The 18,525-nt window shown below is 73.2% G+C and carries 16 protein-coding genes; 10 read left to right on the forward strand and 6 right to left on the reverse strand.

Translation table 11 applies throughout. The features are described from left to right. Positions 1-139 precede the first annotated feature (139 nt). The 3 genes from ACFYPR_RS10735 to ACFYPR_RS10745 form a co-directional block, all read right to left on the reverse strand. A complete protein-coding gene (locus ACFYPR_RS10735; RefSeq protein ID WP_007072219.1) occupies positions 140-808 on the reverse strand; it encodes a response regulator transcription factor in 669 nt (222 codons plus the stop codon). A gap of 7 nt (positions 809-815) precedes the next feature. After that, positions 816-2,444: a GAF domain-containing sensor histidine kinase gene (locus ACFYPR_RS10740; protein ID WP_387180547.1), complete on the reverse strand. Its 1,629-nt coding sequence runs from the start codon at positions 2,442-2,444 to the stop codon at positions 816-818. A 77-nt stretch (positions 2,445-2,521) separates the two neighbouring features. Further along, entirely contained in the window at positions 2,522-4,336 is a 1,815-nt protein-coding gene (locus tag ACFYPR_RS10745) for an AMP-dependent synthetase/ligase (protein WP_387259568.1), read from the reverse strand. Positions 4,337-4,457: 121 nt separating this feature from the next. Here ACFYPR_RS10745 and ACFYPR_RS10750 point away from each other — a divergent pair, with 121 nt between their 5' ends. The 6 genes from ACFYPR_RS10750 to ACFYPR_RS10775 all read left to right on the forward strand — a co-directional run bounded on the left by ACFYPR_RS10750 (position 4,458) and on the right by ACFYPR_RS10775 (position 9,765). Continuing rightward, a complete protein-coding gene (locus tag ACFYPR_RS10750) occupies positions 4,458-4,913 on the forward strand; it encodes an SRPBCC family protein (protein WP_363942255.1) in 456 nt (151 codons plus the stop codon). A 31-nt stretch (positions 4,914-4,944) separates the two neighbouring features. Next, positions 4,945-5,637: a hypothetical protein gene (locus tag ACFYPR_RS10755; RefSeq protein ID WP_354858202.1), complete on the forward strand. Its 693-nt coding sequence runs from the start codon at positions 4,945-4,947 to the stop codon at positions 5,635-5,637. Between the two features lie 78 nt (positions 5,638-5,715). Next, positions 5,716-6,663, forward strand: a complete 948-nt coding sequence (locus ACFYPR_RS10760; RefSeq protein ID WP_354858204.1) for an ROK family glucokinase — start codon at positions 5,716-5,718, stop codon at positions 6,661-6,663. Positions 6,664-6,674: 11 nt separating this feature from the next. Continuing rightward, complete coding sequence (locus tag ACFYPR_RS10765) at positions 6,675-7,379, forward strand: endonuclease/exonuclease/phosphatase family protein (protein WP_355066900.1); 705 nt, start codon at positions 6,675-6,677, stop codon at positions 7,377-7,379. 114 nt (positions 7,380-7,493) lie between these two features. After that, entirely contained in the window at positions 7,494-8,900 is a 1,407-nt protein-coding gene (locus ACFYPR_RS10770) for an NAD(P)-binding domain-containing protein (RefSeq protein ID WP_355066899.1), read from the forward strand. A gap of 70 nt (positions 8,901-8,970) precedes the next feature. Continuing rightward, positions 8,971-9,765 (forward strand): alpha/beta fold hydrolase, encoded by a 795-nt coding sequence (locus tag ACFYPR_RS10775; RefSeq protein WP_354858263.1) that lies wholly within the window; start codon positions 8,971-8,973, stop codon positions 9,763-9,765. A 13-nt stretch (positions 9,766-9,778) separates the two neighbouring features. Here the strand turns inward: ACFYPR_RS10775 and ACFYPR_RS10780 are convergent, their stop codons facing one another. Then, positions 9,779-11,260, reverse strand: a complete 1,482-nt coding sequence (locus ACFYPR_RS10780) for a trehalose-6-phosphate synthase (protein ID WP_387259571.1) — start codon at positions 11,258-11,260, stop codon at positions 9,779-9,781. A gap of 168 nt (positions 11,261-11,428) precedes the next feature. After that, positions 11,429-12,289, reverse strand: coding sequence for a DUF308 domain-containing protein (locus ACFYPR_RS10785; RefSeq protein WP_354858213.1), 861 nt, complete (start codon positions 12,287-12,289; stop codon positions 11,429-11,431). A gap of 246 nt (positions 12,290-12,535) precedes the next feature. Between ACFYPR_RS10785 and ACFYPR_RS10790 the strand changes: the two genes are divergently transcribed. The 4 genes from ACFYPR_RS10790 to ACFYPR_RS10805 all read left to right on the forward strand — a co-directional run bounded on the left by ACFYPR_RS10790 (position 12,536) and on the right by ACFYPR_RS10805 (position 14,841). Beyond that, the gene (locus ACFYPR_RS10790; RefSeq protein WP_354858215.1) at positions 12,536-12,844 is read left to right on the forward strand and encodes a hypothetical protein; all 309 of its coding nucleotides are present in this window, start codon (positions 12,536-12,538) and stop codon (positions 12,842-12,844) included. Between the two features lie 8 nt (positions 12,845-12,852). Next, the gene (locus tag ACFYPR_RS10795; RefSeq protein WP_354858217.1) at positions 12,853-13,314 is read left to right on the forward strand and encodes a hypothetical protein; all 462 of its coding nucleotides are present in this window, start codon (positions 12,853-12,855) and stop codon (positions 13,312-13,314) included. 252 nt (positions 13,315-13,566) lie between these two features. Then, a complete protein-coding gene (locus ACFYPR_RS10800; protein WP_354858218.1) occupies positions 13,567-13,845 on the forward strand; it encodes a hypothetical protein in 279 nt (92 codons plus the stop codon). A gap of 315 nt (positions 13,846-14,160) precedes the next feature. Further along, on the forward strand, positions 14,161-14,841 hold the full coding sequence (locus tag ACFYPR_RS10805) for a lysophospholipid acyltransferase family protein (RefSeq protein ID WP_354858220.1): 681 nt from the start codon (positions 14,161-14,163) through the stop codon (positions 14,839-14,841). Between the two features lie 49 nt (positions 14,842-14,890). Here ACFYPR_RS10805 and ACFYPR_RS10810 read toward each other — a convergent pair whose 3' ends face one another. Then, positions 14,891-18,514, reverse strand: a complete 3,624-nt coding sequence (locus tag ACFYPR_RS10810; RefSeq protein WP_355066898.1) for an adenylate/guanylate cyclase domain-containing protein — start codon at positions 18,512-18,514, stop codon at positions 14,891-14,893. Positions 18,515-18,525: the final 11 nt, after the last annotated feature.

Consider the following 18,525-nt stretch of genomic DNA (forward strand, 5'->3'; position numbering starts at 1 on the left):
TTCTGCCCCCGACGTACCCGCCAGACCATAGCGTGCCGCCGAATTCCCGCCGACGTCGGTCGATACACGAAGGTCCGCGCCGGCGACGAGCCGGCACGGACCTTCGATCGCGGTGTCCCGCTCGACGAGCGGGCGCGGGTCAGAACTTCGGGGCGTCCGGCGCTTCGAGCAGGCCGAGCCGCAGCGCGGTCATCAGCGCCTGTGCCCGGTTGGCGGCGCCGAGCTTCTCGTAGAGCTTCGAGATGTGCGTCTTGGCGGTGGACTCGCTCACGAACAGCTGCTTCGCGATGCCCGCCACGCTCATCCCGTCGGCGAGCAGCCGCAGCACCTGCCCCTCCCGGGGGGAGAGCTGCGGGCCGGACGGGGCGAGCCGACGCTTCATCGCCTCGGCCAGGTCGGCGGCGGTGAACGCGCTGGGCGAGGAGGCGGCGTGCCGCGCGGCGGCCACCACCTCGTCGGCCGGGGCGGTCTTCGGCACGAAGGCGCTCGCGCCGGCCTCCAGGGCGCCGAAGAGCTGGTCGTCGCCCGCGTACATGGTCAGCACCACGATGCCCATCGACGCGCTGGACTTGCGCAGCGCGCGGGTGGCCTCCAGGCCGCTGCCGTCGGGCAGCCGCAGATCCATGATCACCACGTCCGGCTGCAGGGCGCCGGCCTGGCGTACCCCCTCAGCCGCGGTCGCGGCCTCGCCGACGACCTCGAACTGACGGTCGCGCTCGAAGGCGTGCCGCAGGCCCTTGCGGATCAGGTCATGATCGTCGACAAGGAGAACCTTGGTGCGGGTGGCCGGTGTCGGACTTGTGGTCATCCTCGGGTTACTCCCCTTCTGGTGCTGCGCTGTCGCGCACGTTGTCGCGCCGGGACGAGGTGCCGAGAACCACCGCCACGGTCGTGCCGCTGGGTTGCCGCGGCCTGATCTCCAACCGGCCCCGGATACGTTCCGCCCTCTCGGCCATGATCGCAAGACCGTACCGTCCGTCGGGGCGCTGGTCAGCCATCCCCTGACCGTCATCCGACACTTCAATTTGAGCGTACGGGGGGTCCACCTCACACGTGACCCAGAGATTCGAGGCTCCGGCGTGCTTGCGAGCGTTGGTCACCGCCTCCTGCGCGATGCGCAGCAACTCGGCCTCGGTGGCCGCCGGCAGGCGCGCGGTGGACTCGTCCAGCGACAGGTGCACCCGCAAGCCGCCCGAGGCGCCCACCGTCCGGGCGTACTCGGCGATCGCCGCGGCCAGGCCGCCCTGCCGGTCCACCTCGCTGCGCAGCTCGAACAGGCTCAGCCGCAGCTCGGTGATCACCCGGGTCACCTCGCCGCGCAGCGTACGCAGCGCCTCGGCGGTCTCGTCCGCGTCGTCGAAGACGGTGGCCAGGGCGTTGTCGATGCCGTAGCCGACCATCACCAGCTCCTGCGCCACCCCGTCGTGGATCTCCCGGGCCAGCCGCTGACGCTCCTCGTTGGTGGCCAGCGAACGGACCTCGTCGAACAGCAGAGCCGCCTCCAGCCGCAGCGCGGCCGGCTGGGTCAGCCCGGTCACCCGGGACACCACCGGCGGCGGGTACGCCTGCGCGACGTCCGCCTCCAGCACCACCAGCCCCACCGTGCGCACCCCGGCGACCAGCGGGACGATCAGCGCCGACACGTCCCCACCCCGGTGGGAGCGCGACTGCGAGCGGGCGGCCGTGGTGGCCTGCTGGCTGGCCCAGGCGTCGGCGATCGCCGAGTCCGCGTCCAGGGTCGTCTCCCAGTCCACCCGGTCCACCCCGGCCTGGGCGAGCACCACGAGCCGGCCTCCGCCGCTGGCCGACAGCACCGCGCCCCGGTCCGCCCGGGCCACCGTGCGCAGCTCCTCCAGCAGGTGCTCGGAGATGCCGCCCGGGTCCAGGGTCGCCCCCGGCAGTTGCCGGGCCACCGTCCGCAGCTGGGTCAACAGCCGGGTCGCCTCGGCGTACGGCTGGGGCTTGCCGTCGGCACGGACGGCCATCACCCGGTGCAGGGTGCCGGCGGCGTAGAGCCCGAGCGCGGCGAGGATCAGCCACTGCGCGCAGACCGCGAGGTAGCCGACCTGGCCGAGCTGACGCCCGCCGTCGACCTGGGTCAACGCGCCGCTGACCAGCAGCGTGCCGGCGGTCACCGCGAGCAGCGCCGCGCCCTCGCGGAAGCGGCGGCGCAGGGCGGTGACGGTCACCGGCACCGCCAGGTAGGGCAGCACAGCCGAGGCGCCGAGCCCGTCGACCGTGCCCCCGATCGACGCGACAGCGGCGACCTGGCTCGCGGCCAGCCCCAGCACCACCACCTCGGCCACCCGGCTCAGCGGCCCGATCAGCCGGTGCTGCGGGGCGAGCAGGGAGGGCGCTCCGGCGACCGCCAGCAGCGCGATCCACCACAGCTGGGTGACGTCGCGAGTGGCGAACAGGGTCAGGATCGCGACCAGCGCCAGCATCACCAGGCGGGCGGCCGCGGCGAGGGGATGCGGATGTGGTGGGGCAGATGCGGATGCGGGCACGTGACGGATGGTAGTCAGCTGCGGTAGATGTCGGCGATCTCCGCCGCGTACGTCTTGTGGACGACCTGTCGCTTGACCTTCAGCGACGGGGTCAGCTCACCGGTCGCCTCGGTGAAGTCGCGGGGCAGGATCCGGAAGACCTTGATCGCCTCGGCCTTCGACACGGACTGGTTCGCGGTGTCGATCGCGGACTGGACCTCGGCGCGCAGGCCCTCGTTCTCGCGCAGCTTCTCGACCGGGGTGTCCGGGGGCAGTCCGGCGCTCGCGAGGAACGTCGGCAACGCCTCCTCGTCGATGGTGACCAGCGCGCCGATGAACGGCTTCGCGTCCCCGACGACGACGCACTGGCTGATCAGCGGGTGGGCGCGGACCTGGTCCTCCAGCACCGCGGGGGCGACGTTCTTGCCGCCCGCGGTCACGATCAGCTCCTTCTTGCGGCCGGTGATGCTCAGGTACCCGTCGGCGTCGAGCTGGCCCAGGTCGCCGGTGCGGAACCAGCCGTCGGCGCTGAGCGCCTCCGCGGTCGCCGCCTCGTTGTGCCAGTAGCCCTGGAAGACCAGGTCGCCGGAGATCAGGATCTCGCCGTCGTCCTCGATCCGGACGGTCACGCCGGGCAGCGGCCGGCCGACGGTGCCGATCCGGGTGCCGGTGGGCAGGTTCGCGGCGGCGGCGGGCGAGGTCTCGGTCAGCCCGTACCCCTCCAGGATCGTCACGCCGACGCCCCGGAAGAAGTGTCCGAGCCGGGGGCCCAGCGGCGCGCCGCCGGAGATGGCGTCGCGGCACCGCCCGCCGAGCGCGGCGCGCAGCTTGCGGTAGACGAGCCGGTCGAAGACCGCGTGCTGGGCGCGCAGCGCCAGGCCGGGCCCGCGCGGGGTCTCCAGAGCCTCGCTGTACGCGATGGCGACCTGCTCGGCGCGGGCGAAGATGCCGCCCTTGCCGTCGGCCTCGGCCTTCTGCTTGGCCGCGTTGTAGACCTTCTCGAACACCCGTGGCACGGAGAGCACGAAGGTGGGGCGGAACTCCTGCAGCTCGCCGACCAGGTTCTTGGTGTCCGCGCAGTGCGCCAGGGTGGCCCGGGCCTGCACCACGCCGATCTGGATGAGCCGGGCGAACGCGTGCGCCAGCGGCAGGAAGAGCAGGGTGGCCGCGCCGGCGTTGAACAGGTTCGGCAGCACCGGCACCGCGTTGGCGATGTCGGCGTACATGTTGCGGTGGGTGAGCACGCAACCCTTGGGGCGGCCGGTGGTGCCACTGGTGTAGATGATCGTGGCCAGGTCGCTGGCCCGGACGGCCTTGCGGCGCTGCTCGACCTCGGCCAGCTCGACGGCGGCGCCGGCGGTGACCAGCTCGTCGACCCCGCCGCGGTCGATCTGCCAGAGGTGGACCAGCTCGGGCAGGCGGTCGCGGACGCCGGCGACCAGGTCGGCGTGCGCGTCGGTCTCCACCACGGCGGCGACCGCGCCGGAGTCGGCCAGGATCCAGGCGGCCTGCTCGGCGCTGGAGGTCTCGTAGATCGGCACGGTGACCGCGCCGACCGTCCAGATGGCGTAGTCGAGCAGCGTCCACTCGTAGCGGGTCCGGCTCATCAGCGCGACCCGGGCGCCCGGGGAGACGCCGGCGGCGATCAGGCCCCGGGCCACCGCCACCACCTCGTCGCGGAACGCCAGGCAGGTCACCTCGGCCCAGGTCGTGCCGCTGCCGTCGGCCGAGCGGGTGGCGCGGGCGAACTGGACCGTGTCCGGCGCGGCCTCGGCGTTGTCCCAGACCGGATCGGTGAGGTTGGCCGCGTCGCCAACGGTGACGATCGGCGGAACGGAGAACTCGCGCACCTGCACTCCTTCGTGCTCGCACTGGCCGGCCGCTGCCCATCCACGGTCTTCGGCTCTGTCGAAACCTACCCGGCGGGGGCGGCGCGGCGTGCGGGCGGTACCCGCCGGGTAGCCTCCCCCCATGGCGGACTCCTCCACCCAGTCGATCATCATCGGCGCGTCACCGGACCGGGTGGCGGCGGTCATCTGCGACTTCCCGAGGTACCCGGAGTGGACCGAGGCGGTGCGCCACGCCGAGGTGATCGAGGAGTACGAGGACGGCTACGCCAGCCAGGTGCGGTTCGCCATCGACGCCGGGGTGATGGCCGACGAGTACGTGCTCGCCTACGAGTACGCCGAGGACCTGTCCCGCGTCGAATGGCACCTGCTCGCCCCCTCGAAGATGCAGAAGAGCCAGCGCGGCTCGTACGACCTGGTGGCGAACCCGGACGGGAGCACCACTGTGACGTACACGCTGGAGGTCGAGCTGTCGGTGGGGATGCTCGGCATGTTTCGGCGCAAGGCCGAGAAGATGATCATGGACACCGCGTTGAAGCAGCTCAAGCGCCGGGTAGAAGCACCCGGTGCGGCGCAGTGACGCGTCCGGCGGCAGGGTAGAGGAGCCGAGGGTGGGCGGAACGGATCCGGGTTCGGCCCGGGAAGAGGCGGAGCGACTGGTCGCCACCCTGCTCGCGGGGGCACGACTGGCCTCCGGCGGGTCGGTGGGCGGCGCGTTCGGCCCGCTGGGCGGGATGCTGGCCGGTGTCCTCGGTCACAGTGCCGCTGCGGGCGGCGGCGCCCACGGCGGTGGTGGTTTCGCCACCGGTTCGGCCGAATGCTGTGTCTGCCCGGTCTGTCGTGGCATCGCCGCGTTGCGTGACCCGAGTCCGGAATTCGCCGAACGCCTGGCCACCGGTGCCGGAGACCTCGCGGCCGGCGTGGCCAGCCTGCTCCGCGCGTTCGCGCCGCCGGAGCCACCCCCGGCGACCGCACCGCAGCCGTCCGCGCCGGCGCAGCCGACGTCCGCCGCGAGCAGCGACGACGAGGCCGCACCCTTCGCCCCGGCCGAGCGGTCCGCCGAGACCGACGACGAGCACGTGTGGCGCGATGCCACCCGCACCGGGCATGATTCTCAGCCGGCGCCGGAGCGGGATGTCTGGTCGGTCGCCACCCGGACGGCGGACCCACCCGCCCCGGCCACCGCAGCACCCGTCGACGACGCCGGGTCGGTGGTCGCGCCGGCGCCGACCAGCCGACCCGTGGTGCCCGCGTCGCGGGCGTCCGACGACACCGGCGCGGACGCGCCGGGCGGCGGCGCCTGAGCGCGGGACATCGCGATCCGGACCGGCGCGTCATCGGCGCGCGCGGACCGGACAGCACAGCAGAGGGGAGCGGCAGCGGTGACGCTGACCATCGGAGTCGACGTCGGTGGCACGAAGGTGGCCGGCGGTGTCGTGGACGACACCGGCACGGTTCTCGTGCAGAGCCGACGGGACACTCCCGCCGATGACGTCGGCAAGACCCGCGACGTCATCATCGAGCTGGTCGGCGAGCTGGCTGCCGGGCGGACGATCGAGGCCGTCGGGATCGGCGCGGCCGGCTGGATCGACGCCACCCGCTCGACAGTGCTCTTCGCTCCGAACCTGGCCTGGCGTGACGAGCCGCTGCGCGAGTACGTCAGCAGCGCCGTCGGCCTGCCGGTGATCGTGGAGAACGACGCCAACGTGGCCGCCTGGGCCGAGTTCCGCTACGGCGCGGCCCGGGACGCCGACGACTCCATGATCATGTTCACCATCGGCACCGGCGTCGGCGGCGGCATCGTGCTCGGCGGCGAGCTGATGCGCGGCGCGCACGGCGTCGCCGCGGAGCTGGGCCACATGCTGGCCGTGCCGGACGGGCACCAGTGCGGCTGCGGGCGGCTGGGCTGCATCGAGCAGTACGCCAGCGGCAGCGCCCTGGTCCGCTTCGCCCGCGCGGGCGCCCGGCAGGAACCGCAGCGGGCCGCGGCCCTCCTGGACCTGGCCGGCGGCGAGGCCGAGGCGATCACCGGCCACATGGTGACCGCCGCCGCGCAGGGCGGCGACCCGGTCTCCGCCGAGGCGTTCGCGCAGATCGGCCGGTGGCTGGGCACCAGCCTCGCCGACATGGCGCAGATCCTCGACCCGCAGACCCTGGTCGTCGGCGGCGGCGTGATCGACGCCGGTGACCTGCTGCTCGGCCCGACGCGCCGCTCGTACCTCGACGCGCTCGCCCAGCGGGGGCGCCTGCCGGTGGCCGAGGTGCTCCCCGCCGAGCTGGGCAACAGCGCCGGGGTGATCGGCGCGGCCGACCTGGCCCGCCGGATCTGAGGCCCTCGGCGATGGGTGAGGCTGCCGGCGTACCGCTGCGCGTGGTGTCGTACAACATCCACGGCCAGCGCGACGACACCGCCGCGCTGGCGGCGGTGGTCCGGGCCGCGAGGCCGGACGTGGTGATCGTGCAGGAGGGCCCGCGCCGGTTCCGGTGGCGGCAGAAGTCCGCCACCCTGGCCGAGTCGTTCGGCCTGGTGGTGGCCGCCGGGGGTCTGCCCGCCCTGGGCAACCTGCTGCTGACCAGCCTGCGGGTGCAGGTGCGCGGCACCCGTTGCCAGCGCTTTCCGCTGACCCCGGGCCGACACCTGCGCGGCGCCGCGTACGCCGACTGCCGGGTCGGCGACGCCCGGTTCACCCTCGCCGGGTCGCACCTGTCCACCGACCCGACCGAGCGGCCCGCGCAGGCCGCCGAGTTCCGGCGCGGGCTGGACGCGGCGAGCAGCCCGGTGGTGGCCGGGGCCGACCTGAACGAGGGTCCGGACGGGCCGGCGTGGACCACTGTGGCGCGTGGCCTGACCGACGCGGCGATCGCGGCCGACCGGGCGGACCGGCTCACCTACTCGTGCGCCGACCCGCGCCGCCGCATCGACGCGCTCTTCGTCGATCCCCGGATCAGCGTGGTCGACTACGACGTGGTGGACACCCCGCAGACCCGCCGGGCCAGCGACCACTTCCCGGTCCTCGTCGACCTGCTGCTGCCCACCGCCGGCTGACCCCCACCGGCCGGTACCCGCCGATCGGTCCGCGCCAGGGCTGGACATCCGGCTCCGATGTGGAGAGGATTTCGCGGCGACCGGCACCCGTGCCGCACAAAAGGAGATGTCCCGGTGTCCACCTCCACCGACCACGGCCGGCCCGACCCGGATGCGACCCCGTCCGCGCAGAGCCCCGACGGCCGTCCGCTCTCCGACCGGGGCGACACGGTCTGCGTCATCGGGGCCGGGGCCAGCGGCCTGACGGCCATCAAGAACCTGCGCGAGCACGGGTTCGGGGTGGACTGCTACGAACGGGAGACCGGCGTCGGCGGCGCCTGGAACTGGCGACACGACCGCAGCCCGGTGTACGCGAGCACCCATCTGCTGTCGTCGAAGCCGTTCACCCAGTTCCCCGACTTCCCGATGCCGGACTCGTGGCCGGACTACCCGCACCACAGCCAGCTCCTGGCGTACTTCGAGCGGTACGCCGACCACTTCGACCTGCGGTCGCACGTCTGGTTCGGCACCGAGGTGATCCGGGTGGAGCCCGCCGAGGGGGACCGCTGGGACGTGACCACCCGCTCCACCGGCGGGTACGGGCCGGAGCGCACCTCCCGATACGCCGCCGTGGTCATCGCCAACGGGCACAACTGGTCGCCGAAACTGCCCCGCTACGAGGGGCTGGAGGAGTTCCGCGGCGAGATCATGCACGCGTCGTCCTACAAGGACCCGGCGCAGCTGCGCGGCAAGCGGGTGCTGGTGGTGGGCGCCGGCAACACCGGCTGTGACATCGCCGTCGAGGCCGCCCAGCAGGCGTCGCGGTGCTGGCACTCCACCCGGCGCGGCTACTGGTACGCCCCGAAGTACGTCCTCGGGCGCCCGGCCGACCAGGTCAACGACGCCCTGCTGGCGCTGCGGGTGCCGCTGCGGGTCCGCCAGTGGCTCTACCACTGGACGCTGCGCCTGACCGTCGGCGACCTGACCCGTTTCGGCCTGCCCAAGCCCGACCACCGGGTGTACGAGACGCACCCGATCGCCAACAGCCAGCTCGTCTACTACGTGGGCCACGGCGGGATCGGCCCGGTGCCCGACCTGGCCCGCTTCCGCCCGTACGCCGTGGAGCTGGCCGACGGCCGCGAGATCGACCCGGACCTGGTCATCTTCGCCACCGGTTACCTGCCGCGGTTCGAGTTCCTCGACGCGTCGGTGTTCGGCGACAGCGCCGGCACGGGCCGGCCGACGCTCTGGCTCAACGCCTTCACGCCGGGGCACCCCACGCTGGCGGTCGCCGGCCTCGTGCAACCGGACTCCGGGATGTTCACCCTGGCGCACTGGCAGACGGTGCTCTTCGCCCGGCTGTTGCGGGCCCGCCGGGACCGGCCCGAGCGGGCCGCGGCGTTCGCGCAGCGGGTGCGCGACCGGGCCGGGGAGCGCTACTCCGGGCAGGTCAAGGACAGCAGCCGGCACTGGTTCGAGGTCGGGCACGCCGACTACCTGCGCGCCGTCCAGCGCGCCCTGCACGACCTGGAGGCCAAGTGAGCGCGACGAGTGAGCTTGCGAGCCCCGCAGTCGCGAACGGAAGGCGAGTTCAGTGACCGAGCTGCGGATCATGCGGGGCCGGGAGTGGTCCCGGCCGGTCCGGCCGGCGCGACGCGAGGTGCTCAGCGCCGTTCCCGAGGTGGAAGAGGGGCGTCCTCCGCTGCTGTTCGTTCCCGGGTTCGGGCACGGCGCGTGGGCGTTCGCCGAGCACTGGCTGGGTCACGCCGCGTCGCGGGGCTTTCCGGCGTACGCGCTCAGCCTGCGGGGGCACGGCGGCAGCGAGCCGGCGCCGGAGGCGACGCTGCGCGCGTACGCCCACGATGTGGTCCAGGTGGCCGCGAGCCTGCCGCGCCAGGCGGTGCTGGTGGGGCACGGCGCCGGGGCGCTCGTGGTGGCGCACGCGTTGGCGCGCTACCCGGCGCGCGGCGCGGTGCTGGTGGCGCCGGTCTTCGGCGGCTGGGGGGTGCTCTCCGCGGCGGTGCGCCGCAACCCGGCCGGGACGCTGCCGGCGGTGTTCGGCGGGCCGCTGCGGCTCAGCCGCACGCAGTTGTTCAGCCGCGAGTTGCCCGACGAGGAGGCTCGGCGGTACGTGGCGCGGCTGGGTCGGGCCGGTCGGCGGGCGCAGTGGGCGCTGCTGGGCGAGCCGGAGGCCGAGCCGGCCGTGGGCACGCCGCCGGTCCTGGTGCTGGGCAGCCCGGACGACCGGGTGGTGCCGGCGTCGACGTTGACGCGGATCGCCCGCCGGTACGGTTCGGCTCCGCTGCTCTTTCCGGGCATGGGGCACGATCTGATGCTCGACGCGCGCTGGGCCGAGCCGATCGACGCGATTCTGGACTGGCTGGAGAAGGAGCCCGCCTCGCGGTGAGCGGTCGCGCCGGTCAGCCGCCGGCGTGCTGCGTCGCGGAGGTGGCCCGGGTCGCCGGGCGCGGCACCAGGGGGGTGCCGTCGGCGCTGGTGAGGCGGCCGACCAGGGCGCCGTGCTCGTCCAGCGCGCTCAGGTAGGAGCGCGCCCAGGCCCGGATGTCGTGCTGGTGCAGGTGGGCGCGCATGGCCCGCATGCGTTCGGTGACGTCGGCGGGGCTGGCGCGCAGCGCCGTTTGCAGCGCCTGCTTGAGCCCCTCCAGGTCGTGCGGGTTCACCAGGTACGCCTGGGACAGCTCGGCGGCCGTGCCGGCGAACTCGCTGAGCAGCAGCGCGCCCGTGTCGTCCACCCGGGCGGCGACGTACTCCTTGGCGACCAGGTTCATCCCGTCGCGCAGCGGGGTCACCGCCATCACGTCGGCGACCCGGTAGAGCGCGGCCAGCTCGGCCCGGTCGAACGGCTGGGTGAGGTAGTGGATGGCGGGCTCACCGACCCGGCCGAACTCGCCGTTGATCCGGCCCACCTCGCGCTCGACCCGTTCGCGCAGGATCTGGTACTGCCCGACGCGTTCCCGGCTCGGCATGGCGACCTGCACCAGCACCGTGTCGCGGACCTTGACGTCGCCGCTGGCGAGCAGCTCGCTGTACGCCTTGAGGCGCTGCTCGATGCCCTTGGTGTAGTCCATCCGGTCGACGCTGAGGATGACCTGGCGGGGGTCGCCGAGATCCTGGCGCAGGCGGCGGGCCCGCGCGGCAACGTCGGGGCGGGCGGCGAGGGCGGCCATCTCGGCCGTGTCGATGGACACCGGGAAGGCGCCGATGCGCACCACCCGGTCGTCGATCCCGATCCGGCGGTCGGTGGCCGGCAGCTCCAGCACCCGGGTGACCAGTTGGGCGAAGTTGTGCGCCGCCTGGGCGCGCTGGAAGCCGACCAGGTCGGCGCCGAGCATGCCGCGCAGCAGTTCGGCCCGACGGGGCAACTGCATGAACAGCTCCGGCGGCGGGAACGGCACGTGCAGGAAGAACCCGATGCGCAGGTCGGGGCGGAGCGCGCGCAGTTGCCCGGGAACGAGCTGCAGGTGGTAGTCCTGCACCCAGACCACGCCGCCCGGCTCGGCCACCTCGGCGGTCGCCTCGGCGAAGCGCTGGTTGACCCGCTGGTACGCCTCCCACCAGCGGCGGTGGTGCTCGGGTTGCTCGACGGCGTCGTGGTAGAGCGGCCAGAGGGTGGCGTTGGAGAAACCCTCGTAGTGGTCGCGCAGATCCTCCTGGCTGAGGGCGACGGTGTGCATGTGGACGCCGTCCACGTCCGGCAGGGCGGGCGCGGCCCCGGTGCCTCCGGCCCAGCCGACCCAGGTCGCCGGGGTGTGCCGGAGCAGGGGGTGCAGCGCGCTGACCAGCCCACCCGGGCTGCGGCGCCACTCGCAGGCGCCGTCGGGCGCTTGGCTGTCGTCGATGGGGAGGCGGTTGGCCACCACCACGAGGGAACTCTGTCGCATCTCGGGCATTCCGATCAGCAGAGGACTGACCGCCACGAGCAAGGAAAAACCGGTCAGTCAGCGGGGGAAGTGACGTACAGCGGTATTCCTACTGACAGTAAGTTACACCATTGTTACGCCCCGGACGGGGGCGTCGTCGTCCCGGAATGCGGTCGGCGGGCGCGGGAGTCAGACGACGGCGCCGTTGTCCGGGTCGTCGTCGTTCTCGTCGCCGGGGCGCAGGCGCCAGATCAGCGTGACGAAGCCGGCCAGGATGCCGGTGAACCCGAACAGGATGACCGCCGAGCGGTCCACCGGGAGCAGCGACGGGAAGAGGAAGAGCACGAACCCGACGACCACCGCGAGCGCGCCGACCACCGCGTACTTGGAGATCCGGGGCAGTGGCGGGGGTGGCGGCGGGTGGTAACCCTCGTCCTCGTCGTCGTCGGGTAGGTCGGCGCCGAAGGTGTCCAGACCGTCCAGCAGCGAGGGCTCGTCACCGCGGGTGCCCCGGCCGACAGAGATCCCGGAGAAGTCGGTGGCCGACGGCAGCCGGCGGACGTCGGTGGCGGTCGGCCCGGCCTCGTCGGCGCCGGAGCGGGCGAGCGGACCAGCCGTCGGCTCGTCCCGGGTTTCCCGGTCGTCGCGCTCGTCCACGTCCTCCGCTGCCGGCCACGGGCGCTCGTCGGCGGTCGAGGTGGCGTGGAAGCCGGCCACGATCCGGGCCCACTCGGCGTCGATGTCCGGCTCGTCGCGGGCCGGCGGCTGCTCCGGGGCGCTCTCGTCGGCGAGCTGGGTGAGGTAGTCGCGGGCCGTGGTCAGGTGCGAGCGGTCGACGTAGAGCCGGTCGACCGGGCGGGCCGGAACCGTGGTGGTGCGGGTGACGGGGTTGAGGTCGGCGGAGGGTTGCAGGTAGGCGGCGATGCCGCCGGCGGCCAGCACGTCGAGCAGGTGCTCGCCGACGCGCGGATCGACGTCGCCGACGACGGCGTACTCGCTCGCGTCGAGCCCGTTGTCCCGCCGTCCCCGGCGGGCCCCACCCGCTGACACCCGGACATCCTCCTCAACGCGCCTTCCGACGCGGCCACCCTGCCCCCTCGACGCCCGTACGCACGCCGTGCTCTGAATCGTGACACGTCGGAGGCCGGTTCCGGGAGTGCGTTGTGTCGCGTCTTCCAAAGTCACGGCTGCTGTCGCAGGTCGCGGCGGGCCACCTATGTCCGTTCTTGCGCGACACGTGCGATCTCGGTGATCGTTGACGGCGGCGACTCCACGCCGGGGACGGAGGGGGCATACGTGACCGCTGAGGAATACGAGGAGCCGGACGTCCCGCCGAGGTTCCAGACGTTCGCCGACCGTCACCATCTCGAATACCGGCAGACACCGCCCGGGATCGCGCTCTACCTGGGTCTGGGCTCGACCCTGCTGGGGTTGCTGTTCAGCACGGCACCGAAGATCCCCGACGACCGGATCCTCGGCTACCTGATGCTGGGCGGCGGCGGCATGCTTCTCGTGGCCTCCCGGGTGCTGCACCGGCGCATGCGCAGGCGCGAAGAGGAGCTGTACCGCGAGTTCCTACGGTGGAAGAGCGAGCGGGGCGAATAGGGGTGGGTATGGATCCGGCGCTGGCGGTGACACGCTGGCTGGCCGGTCCCGTCGCGAAGTTCCTCGACGCCGACGGTAAGACGCCCGAGGAGCGCCGCGCCGAGGTGATCGAGGAAGCGGGCCTGGCGGGTGAGGAGATCGAGGACGTCGCCCTGCGGCACATCGCCCGGGGTGCGGCCTGGTCCATCCTGTTCGGGATGGTGTTCGCCGCCGGCGTGCTGGTCCTCGTCCCGGTGTCCGCGTTCGCCGGCGAGCGGACGAAGGATCTGGTCTTCGACATCGTCGGCTGGGTGATCTTCTTCCCGTTCTGGATGGCGGCGGTGCACGGGGTGCGGATGTTGGTGAGCTGTTACCTGCCGGAGCGCTGGTGGGATCCGGGCAACCGTCTGTGGCGGGTGGCGCTGCTGGCCCAGACACCGGAGTACATCCTCGGCGTGCTGGCGACCGCGGCAGGCGCGCGGTGGTGGTGAGCGTCCGTCCGTTGTGGTCCGAGCGCCCGCTTCGTAGGCTCGTCGGCGACGACGGCGCTCCCGGGTTCCGGCGCGGTCGCGGGCCCACCACGGAAAGGACACCGGTGCTCTACTGGCTGCTGAAGTACGTTCTCCTCGGTCCGCTGCTCAAGCTGATCTTCCGCCCGCAGGTGGAGGGCCTCGCTTCTGGCGCGATCGCACCCACGACTGAGCGGTGAAGCCCTGGAACACGTTCTGCGGGGTGCTGGACAAGTGGACCAGAGGCATGTCGCGAACCTCATGCAGGCAGACGTCCTACAGGCGGAGCTGGCAATGGTGAACTCGGGCGACTCGGGGCGAAGTCTGTCGGTGTTGGGGCTCATGCTCCTTTTCACCGTGATCCTGTTGCCCGGCATCGTGAGCGAGGGAGGTTGGCGTGCCTGGATCGCGGTGCCCTCCAGCGTCGGACTCGTCGTTGTCTTCCTGCGTGAACTCGCTGCTGTGATCCAACGACGACGGCATCGTCCTAAACCGGAGCGGCCGGACGCCTGACGGCGGACCGTGCTCAGCGGATGTCGGATTTGGTCGTGAGGCCGGGCACGTGTCTGGCCTCAGGACTAGGTCCGTCGTTTGCGGTGGCCAGCGTGGCTTCGCCGGGTGCCTTCCCGCCCTGCGGAATCTGACTGCGTCACGAACCGGGCCTGTCGAGTCCGGCACGGGCGGACCTTGATCGAGGCCCCGAGCACCTGACGAGATCGAAGCGGTCGTTCGTCCGTTGTGGGTAGAGCTGAGGCTTCGTAGGCTCGTCAGCGACGGCGGCGCTCCCGGGCATGGTGTTGTCGCGGGCACACCACGGAAAGGACACCGGTGCTCTACTGGCTGTTGAAATACGTGCTCCTCGGTCCGCTGCTCAAGCTGATCTTCCGCCCGCAGGTGGAGGGCCTGCGCAATGTGCCGGCGACCGGCCCGGTGATCCTGGCGAGCAACCACCTCTCCTTCTTCGACTCGATCTTCATCCCGTTGATCGTTGCGCGGAGGGTCACCTTCGTGGCCAAGGCGGAGTACTTCACCGGCAAGGGGATCAAGGGCTGGTTCATGAAGATGTTCTTCGTCGGCACCGGGACCATCCCGGTGGACCGCTCCGGCGGTCAGGCCGCCCGCGCCGCCCTGGACACCCAGTTGCGGGTGCTGCGCGCTCAAGGAGTGGCCGGCATCTACCCGGAGGGCACCCGCTCCCCGGACGGGCGGCTCTACCGGGGCAAGACCGGTGTGGCGCGGCTGGCCCTGGAGAGCGGCGCGGTGGTGGTGCCGGTGGCGATGCTCAACGCCGACGAACTTCAGCCGCCCGGCAGGCTCCTGCCGCGGGTCGGCCAGGTGCGGGTCCGCTTCGGCGCGCCCCTGAACTTCTCCCGCTACGCGGGGTTGGCCGGCGACCGGTTCGTCGAGCGCGCGGTCACCGACGAGGTCATGTACGAGTTGATGGAGCTCTCCGGCCGGGAGTACGTCGACATCTACGCGCAGAAACTCAAGACGCCAGTCGCCGCCTGAGTCGGGTCAGCGGCTGAGGCTCCCTAGCCGCCGAGCCGGGTGAGCCTGCTCAACACGCGACCGCCGGCCCGGTCGGGCTGATCGGCCGGCCGGCCAGCGCCAGCAGGCCCGGGGCGTCGTTGCGCAGCGCGAAGGTGCGGACCTCGGCTCGCGGCTCCCGGGCGCCCGCCGGGTCGCCGGCGCGGGTCAGCTCCGCCGCCGCCAGCGCCAGCGCCAGCACCCGGTCGCTGACGTCCGGGATCCGCCCGTACGTCTCGGCGGCGGCCAGGTGCAGCTCGGCCGCCCGCCGGTGGTCGCCGTCGGCCGCCGCCACCGCCGCCGTCACCGTCCGCAGCGCCGCCTCCGACCACGGCGTGCGATGCCCGACCCGGTCCAGCATCGCCCGGACCCGCACGGCGGTGTCCCGCCCGGCCAGGGCGGCGGCGTACGCGGCGGCGGCGATCCACTCCCCGCTGGCCAGCGCCGGCACCGCCGACCAGGACCGGTCCAGCTCGTCGATCAGCTCCGCCGCCTCGGCGTCGCGGCCCTGCAGTGCCCGGCACAGCGCCGCCATGCTCAGCATCGTCCACCGCAGGCGGTGAAAGCCGCTGCGCCGCGCGGTGGTCAGCGCGTCGGCCAGGTCGGCCGGATCCTCGTCGTCACGGAGCACCAGCAGACAGCAGCGCAACCCCCGTACCTGCATGTCCCAGCTGCCGGTCGGCGTGTCCACGAACGCCTCCGCCGCGGCGAGCAACCGGCCGAAGTCACCCTCGAACCAGGCCCGCATCGCCTCCGCCGAATAGCTGGTGGTCAGCGTCTGGCCGCTGGCCGTACGCGCCGGCGCGGCCGAGAGCAGGGCGTTCGAGCGCAGCCAGTCGCCCTCCTCGCGGATGGCCCAGGCCAGGTTCTGGGTGGCCCGGGGCAGCGCGAGCAGCTGGCCGGCGCGGCCGAACTCGACGATCGCGTGCAGCTCGTCCAGGCCGACCCGGTCACCGGCCTGGTAGCGGGCGGTGGCCGCGGTGATCCGCGCGTTGGTGCGCGTCTCGGTCAGGCCCAGCCGCTCCGCGATCTCCGCCGCGGTGTCCGCCGCCGACACGGCCGGGTCGCGCTCGTAGTTGAGCATGTGCAGGCGGCCCAACTCGGCGTACGCGTCGGCCTTCTGCGGGCTGTCCGGCAACGGCTCGAACAACTGGACCGCGCGATCCAGGCAGGCCAGCGCGTCGCCCCGGTCGGCGCGCAGCCAGGCCGCCTGACCGAGCAGCGTCCACGCCCGTGCGGCGCACGCGTCGTCGCCGTGCGCCGACAGCCGGTCCGCCAGCGCGTGCACCTGCTCCGGCCCACCGCCGGAGAGGAACGCGTTGCCGTCGCGGTAGAACGAGATCTCCGTGCTGAGCAGCTCCAGTTGGAGCCGCCCCACCGGGTCGCTGTCGTCGGCCAGGCCCAGCGCCCGACCCGCATGGCTCGCCGCCGCGTCCAGCCCGTGCAGGGCGTACGCCCGGCGGGCCGCCCGGTGCAGCGCCTGCCGCGCCGGCCCCGCGTACCGGCGGACCTGCATGCCGAGCGAGCGGGCGATCTCGTGGGCCGCCCAGCGGTGGTGGGCGAGCACCTCCGCCAGGTCGGTGTCGCGGCTGTGCGACAGCGCGTCGAGCCAGTCCGCGGCCCGCTCGTGCCGGGCCACCCGCTCGGTGCGCGGCAGCCGCTGGTAGCAGACGTCGCGCACCAGCACGTGCCGGAACCGGAACTCCGCCTGCCCCGCCATCGTCGACGCGGCCTGCTCGTGCACGAAGTCGCGCTGCTCCAGCCGGCGCAGCGCACGCTCGACCGACTCGACCGGCTGCCCCAGCGCGGCGGCCACCGCGCCCGGCCAGAACTGCACCCCGACCACCGAGGCCGCCAGCAGCACCGAGCGGTCCTTGGCGTCCAGCAGGTCCACCCGGTTGGCGATCACCGCGTGCACGCTCTCCGGCATGGTCAGTTCGAGCTGCTTGTCCAGCGACCAGCCCCGCCCGGACTGGCGCAGCGCGCCCTGTTCGATGAGCATCCGGACGTACTCGTGCGCGTAGAGCGGATTGCCGCCGGCCACCTCGATGAGTGGGGTCAGCATGTCGGCGGAGAACGCCGCCTGGCCGAACAGGTGCGCGTACAGGGCGGCGATGCCGGTGTCGCGCAGCGGCGGCAGGGTGATGGTTACCGAGCCGGTGATGGTCCCGGCCCAGCTCGGGTCCCGGTCGACCAGTTCCGGGCGGGCGGTGCAGAGCAGCAGCAGCGGCGCCTCGCGGGCCGCCGCCCCGAGCAGTTCCACGAAGCGCAGCATCGCGTCGTCGGCCCAGTGCAGGTCCTCGAAGACCAGCACGGTAGGGCGGCGGGCGGCCAACGCCAGCAGGAACCGTCGCCACGACGACTCGGCCTCCTCCGCCGGCAGCGGCGTGCCAGGCAGCCCGACCAGCGGGCGCAGGGCGTCCACCACCCGGTCCCGCTCGCCCGGACCGATCAGCTCGCTCACGGCGGCGGCCAGCCGCTGCGCCGCGCTGGCGGCCGGGTCGGTGTCCAGGATGCCGGCCTCGGTCTTGACGATGTCGGCCAGCGCGGCGAACGTGACGTTCTCCCCGAACGGCGGGCAGCGCCCCGTCCGCCACGTCAGCGGCTCGTCGACCAGCCGGCCCGTGTGCCGGTACAGCTCGCGCAGCAGCCGGCTCTTGCCGATGCCGGCCCGGCCGAAAATCGTCACCACCTGCGGCAGCCGGTCGCGCAGCGACCGGTGCAGCGCGTTGACCAGCATGCCCAGCTCGTGCTCGCGGTCGACCAGCGGCGTGGTGTCCGGCTCCCGGTCGGTTGGCAGGCGACGCAGCGGCGACAGCGCGAGCCACACCTCGGTCGGCGACGACCGGCCGCGCAGGGTGACCGGGGGCTGCTCCTCGTAGCGGATCGTGTCCCTGGTCAGCGCGTGCGTGGTGCCGCACACCAGCACCCCGCCCGGTGGTGCGACCGACTGCATCCGGGAGGCGGTGTTCACCACGTCGCCGGCCACGATCGCCTGCCCGCCGTCGCGGGCGGCCGCCACGTCGACAAGGGCCTCCCCGGTGGCCACCCCCACCCGGAACCGCATCTCGGTGCTGCCGGTCGGCGCGAACCGGGTGAGCACCCGTTGCAGCTCCAGCCCGGCCCGGACGCAGCGCAGCGCGTCGGTCTCGGTGGCGATCGGGGCGCCGAACAGTGCCATCACCGCGTCGCCGATGTACTTCTCCACCACCCCGCCGTACTGGCCGACGACCCGGCGGGCCGCGGAGAAGAAGCCGGTCTGCATGCCGCGGACCTGCTCCGGGTCGGCCCGCTCGACGTACGGGGTGAAGTCGATGAGGTCGACGAAGAGCACGCTCACCCGGCGGCGATCCTCCTGCGGCGCGACGGCGACCGGCCGGTCCGCGCCCGGCCGGGGCGACCCGCACGACGTGCAGAACGTGACGTCCGAGGCGAGGGGGCGCAGGCAGTGCGGGCAGACGGCACCGAGCTCGGCACCGCAGCCACCGCAGAAGCGGTCACCGTCGGCGGCCGTGCGTCCACAGCGCCCACACTGCGCGGCGATGACACACCCTCCATGGCGATCCGGGCCGACGCCCCCCGTCGTCCCGTCACAGGGAGTATCACCGCCCGCGCGGCTGTCAGGTACCGGCCTGTTGGCTTGTGGACAGTCCACCAAGGGTCCGA

Origin of the sequence: Micromonospora sp. NPDC005254, assembly GCF_042872525.1 — a bacterium.
Classification (GTDB): Bacteria; Actinomycetota; Actinomycetes; order Mycobacteriales; family Micromonosporaceae; genus Micromonospora.

Excerpts from the sequence above, each read along its gene's own strand:
- ACFYPR_RS10735 (WP_007072219.1), bottom strand. The coding sequence starts at position 808 with ATGACCACAAGTCCGACACCGGCCACCCGCACCAAGGTTCTCCTTGTC.
- ACFYPR_RS10795 (WP_354858217.1), top strand. The coding sequence starts at position 12,853 with ATGGATCCGGCGCTGGCGGTGACACGCTGGCTGGCCGGTCCCGTCGCG.
- ACFYPR_RS10775 (WP_354858263.1), top strand. The coding sequence starts at position 8,971 with ATGCGGGGCCGGGAGTGGTCCCGGCCGGTCCGGCCGGCGCGACGCGAG.
- ACFYPR_RS10780 (WP_387259571.1), bottom strand. The coding sequence starts at position 11,260 with ATGCGACAGAGTTCCCTCGTGGTGGTGGCCAACCGCCTCCCCATCGAC.
- ACFYPR_RS10740 (WP_387180547.1), bottom strand. The coding sequence starts at position 2,444 with ATGCTGGCGCTGGTCGCGATCCTGACCCTGTTCGCCACTCGCGACGTC.
- ACFYPR_RS10765 (WP_355066900.1), top strand. The coding sequence starts at position 6,675 with ATGGGTGAGGCTGCCGGCGTACCGCTGCGCGTGGTGTCGTACAACATC.
- ACFYPR_RS10750 (WP_363942255.1), top strand. The coding sequence starts at position 4,458 with ATGGCGGACTCCTCCACCCAGTCGATCATCATCGGCGCGTCACCGGAC.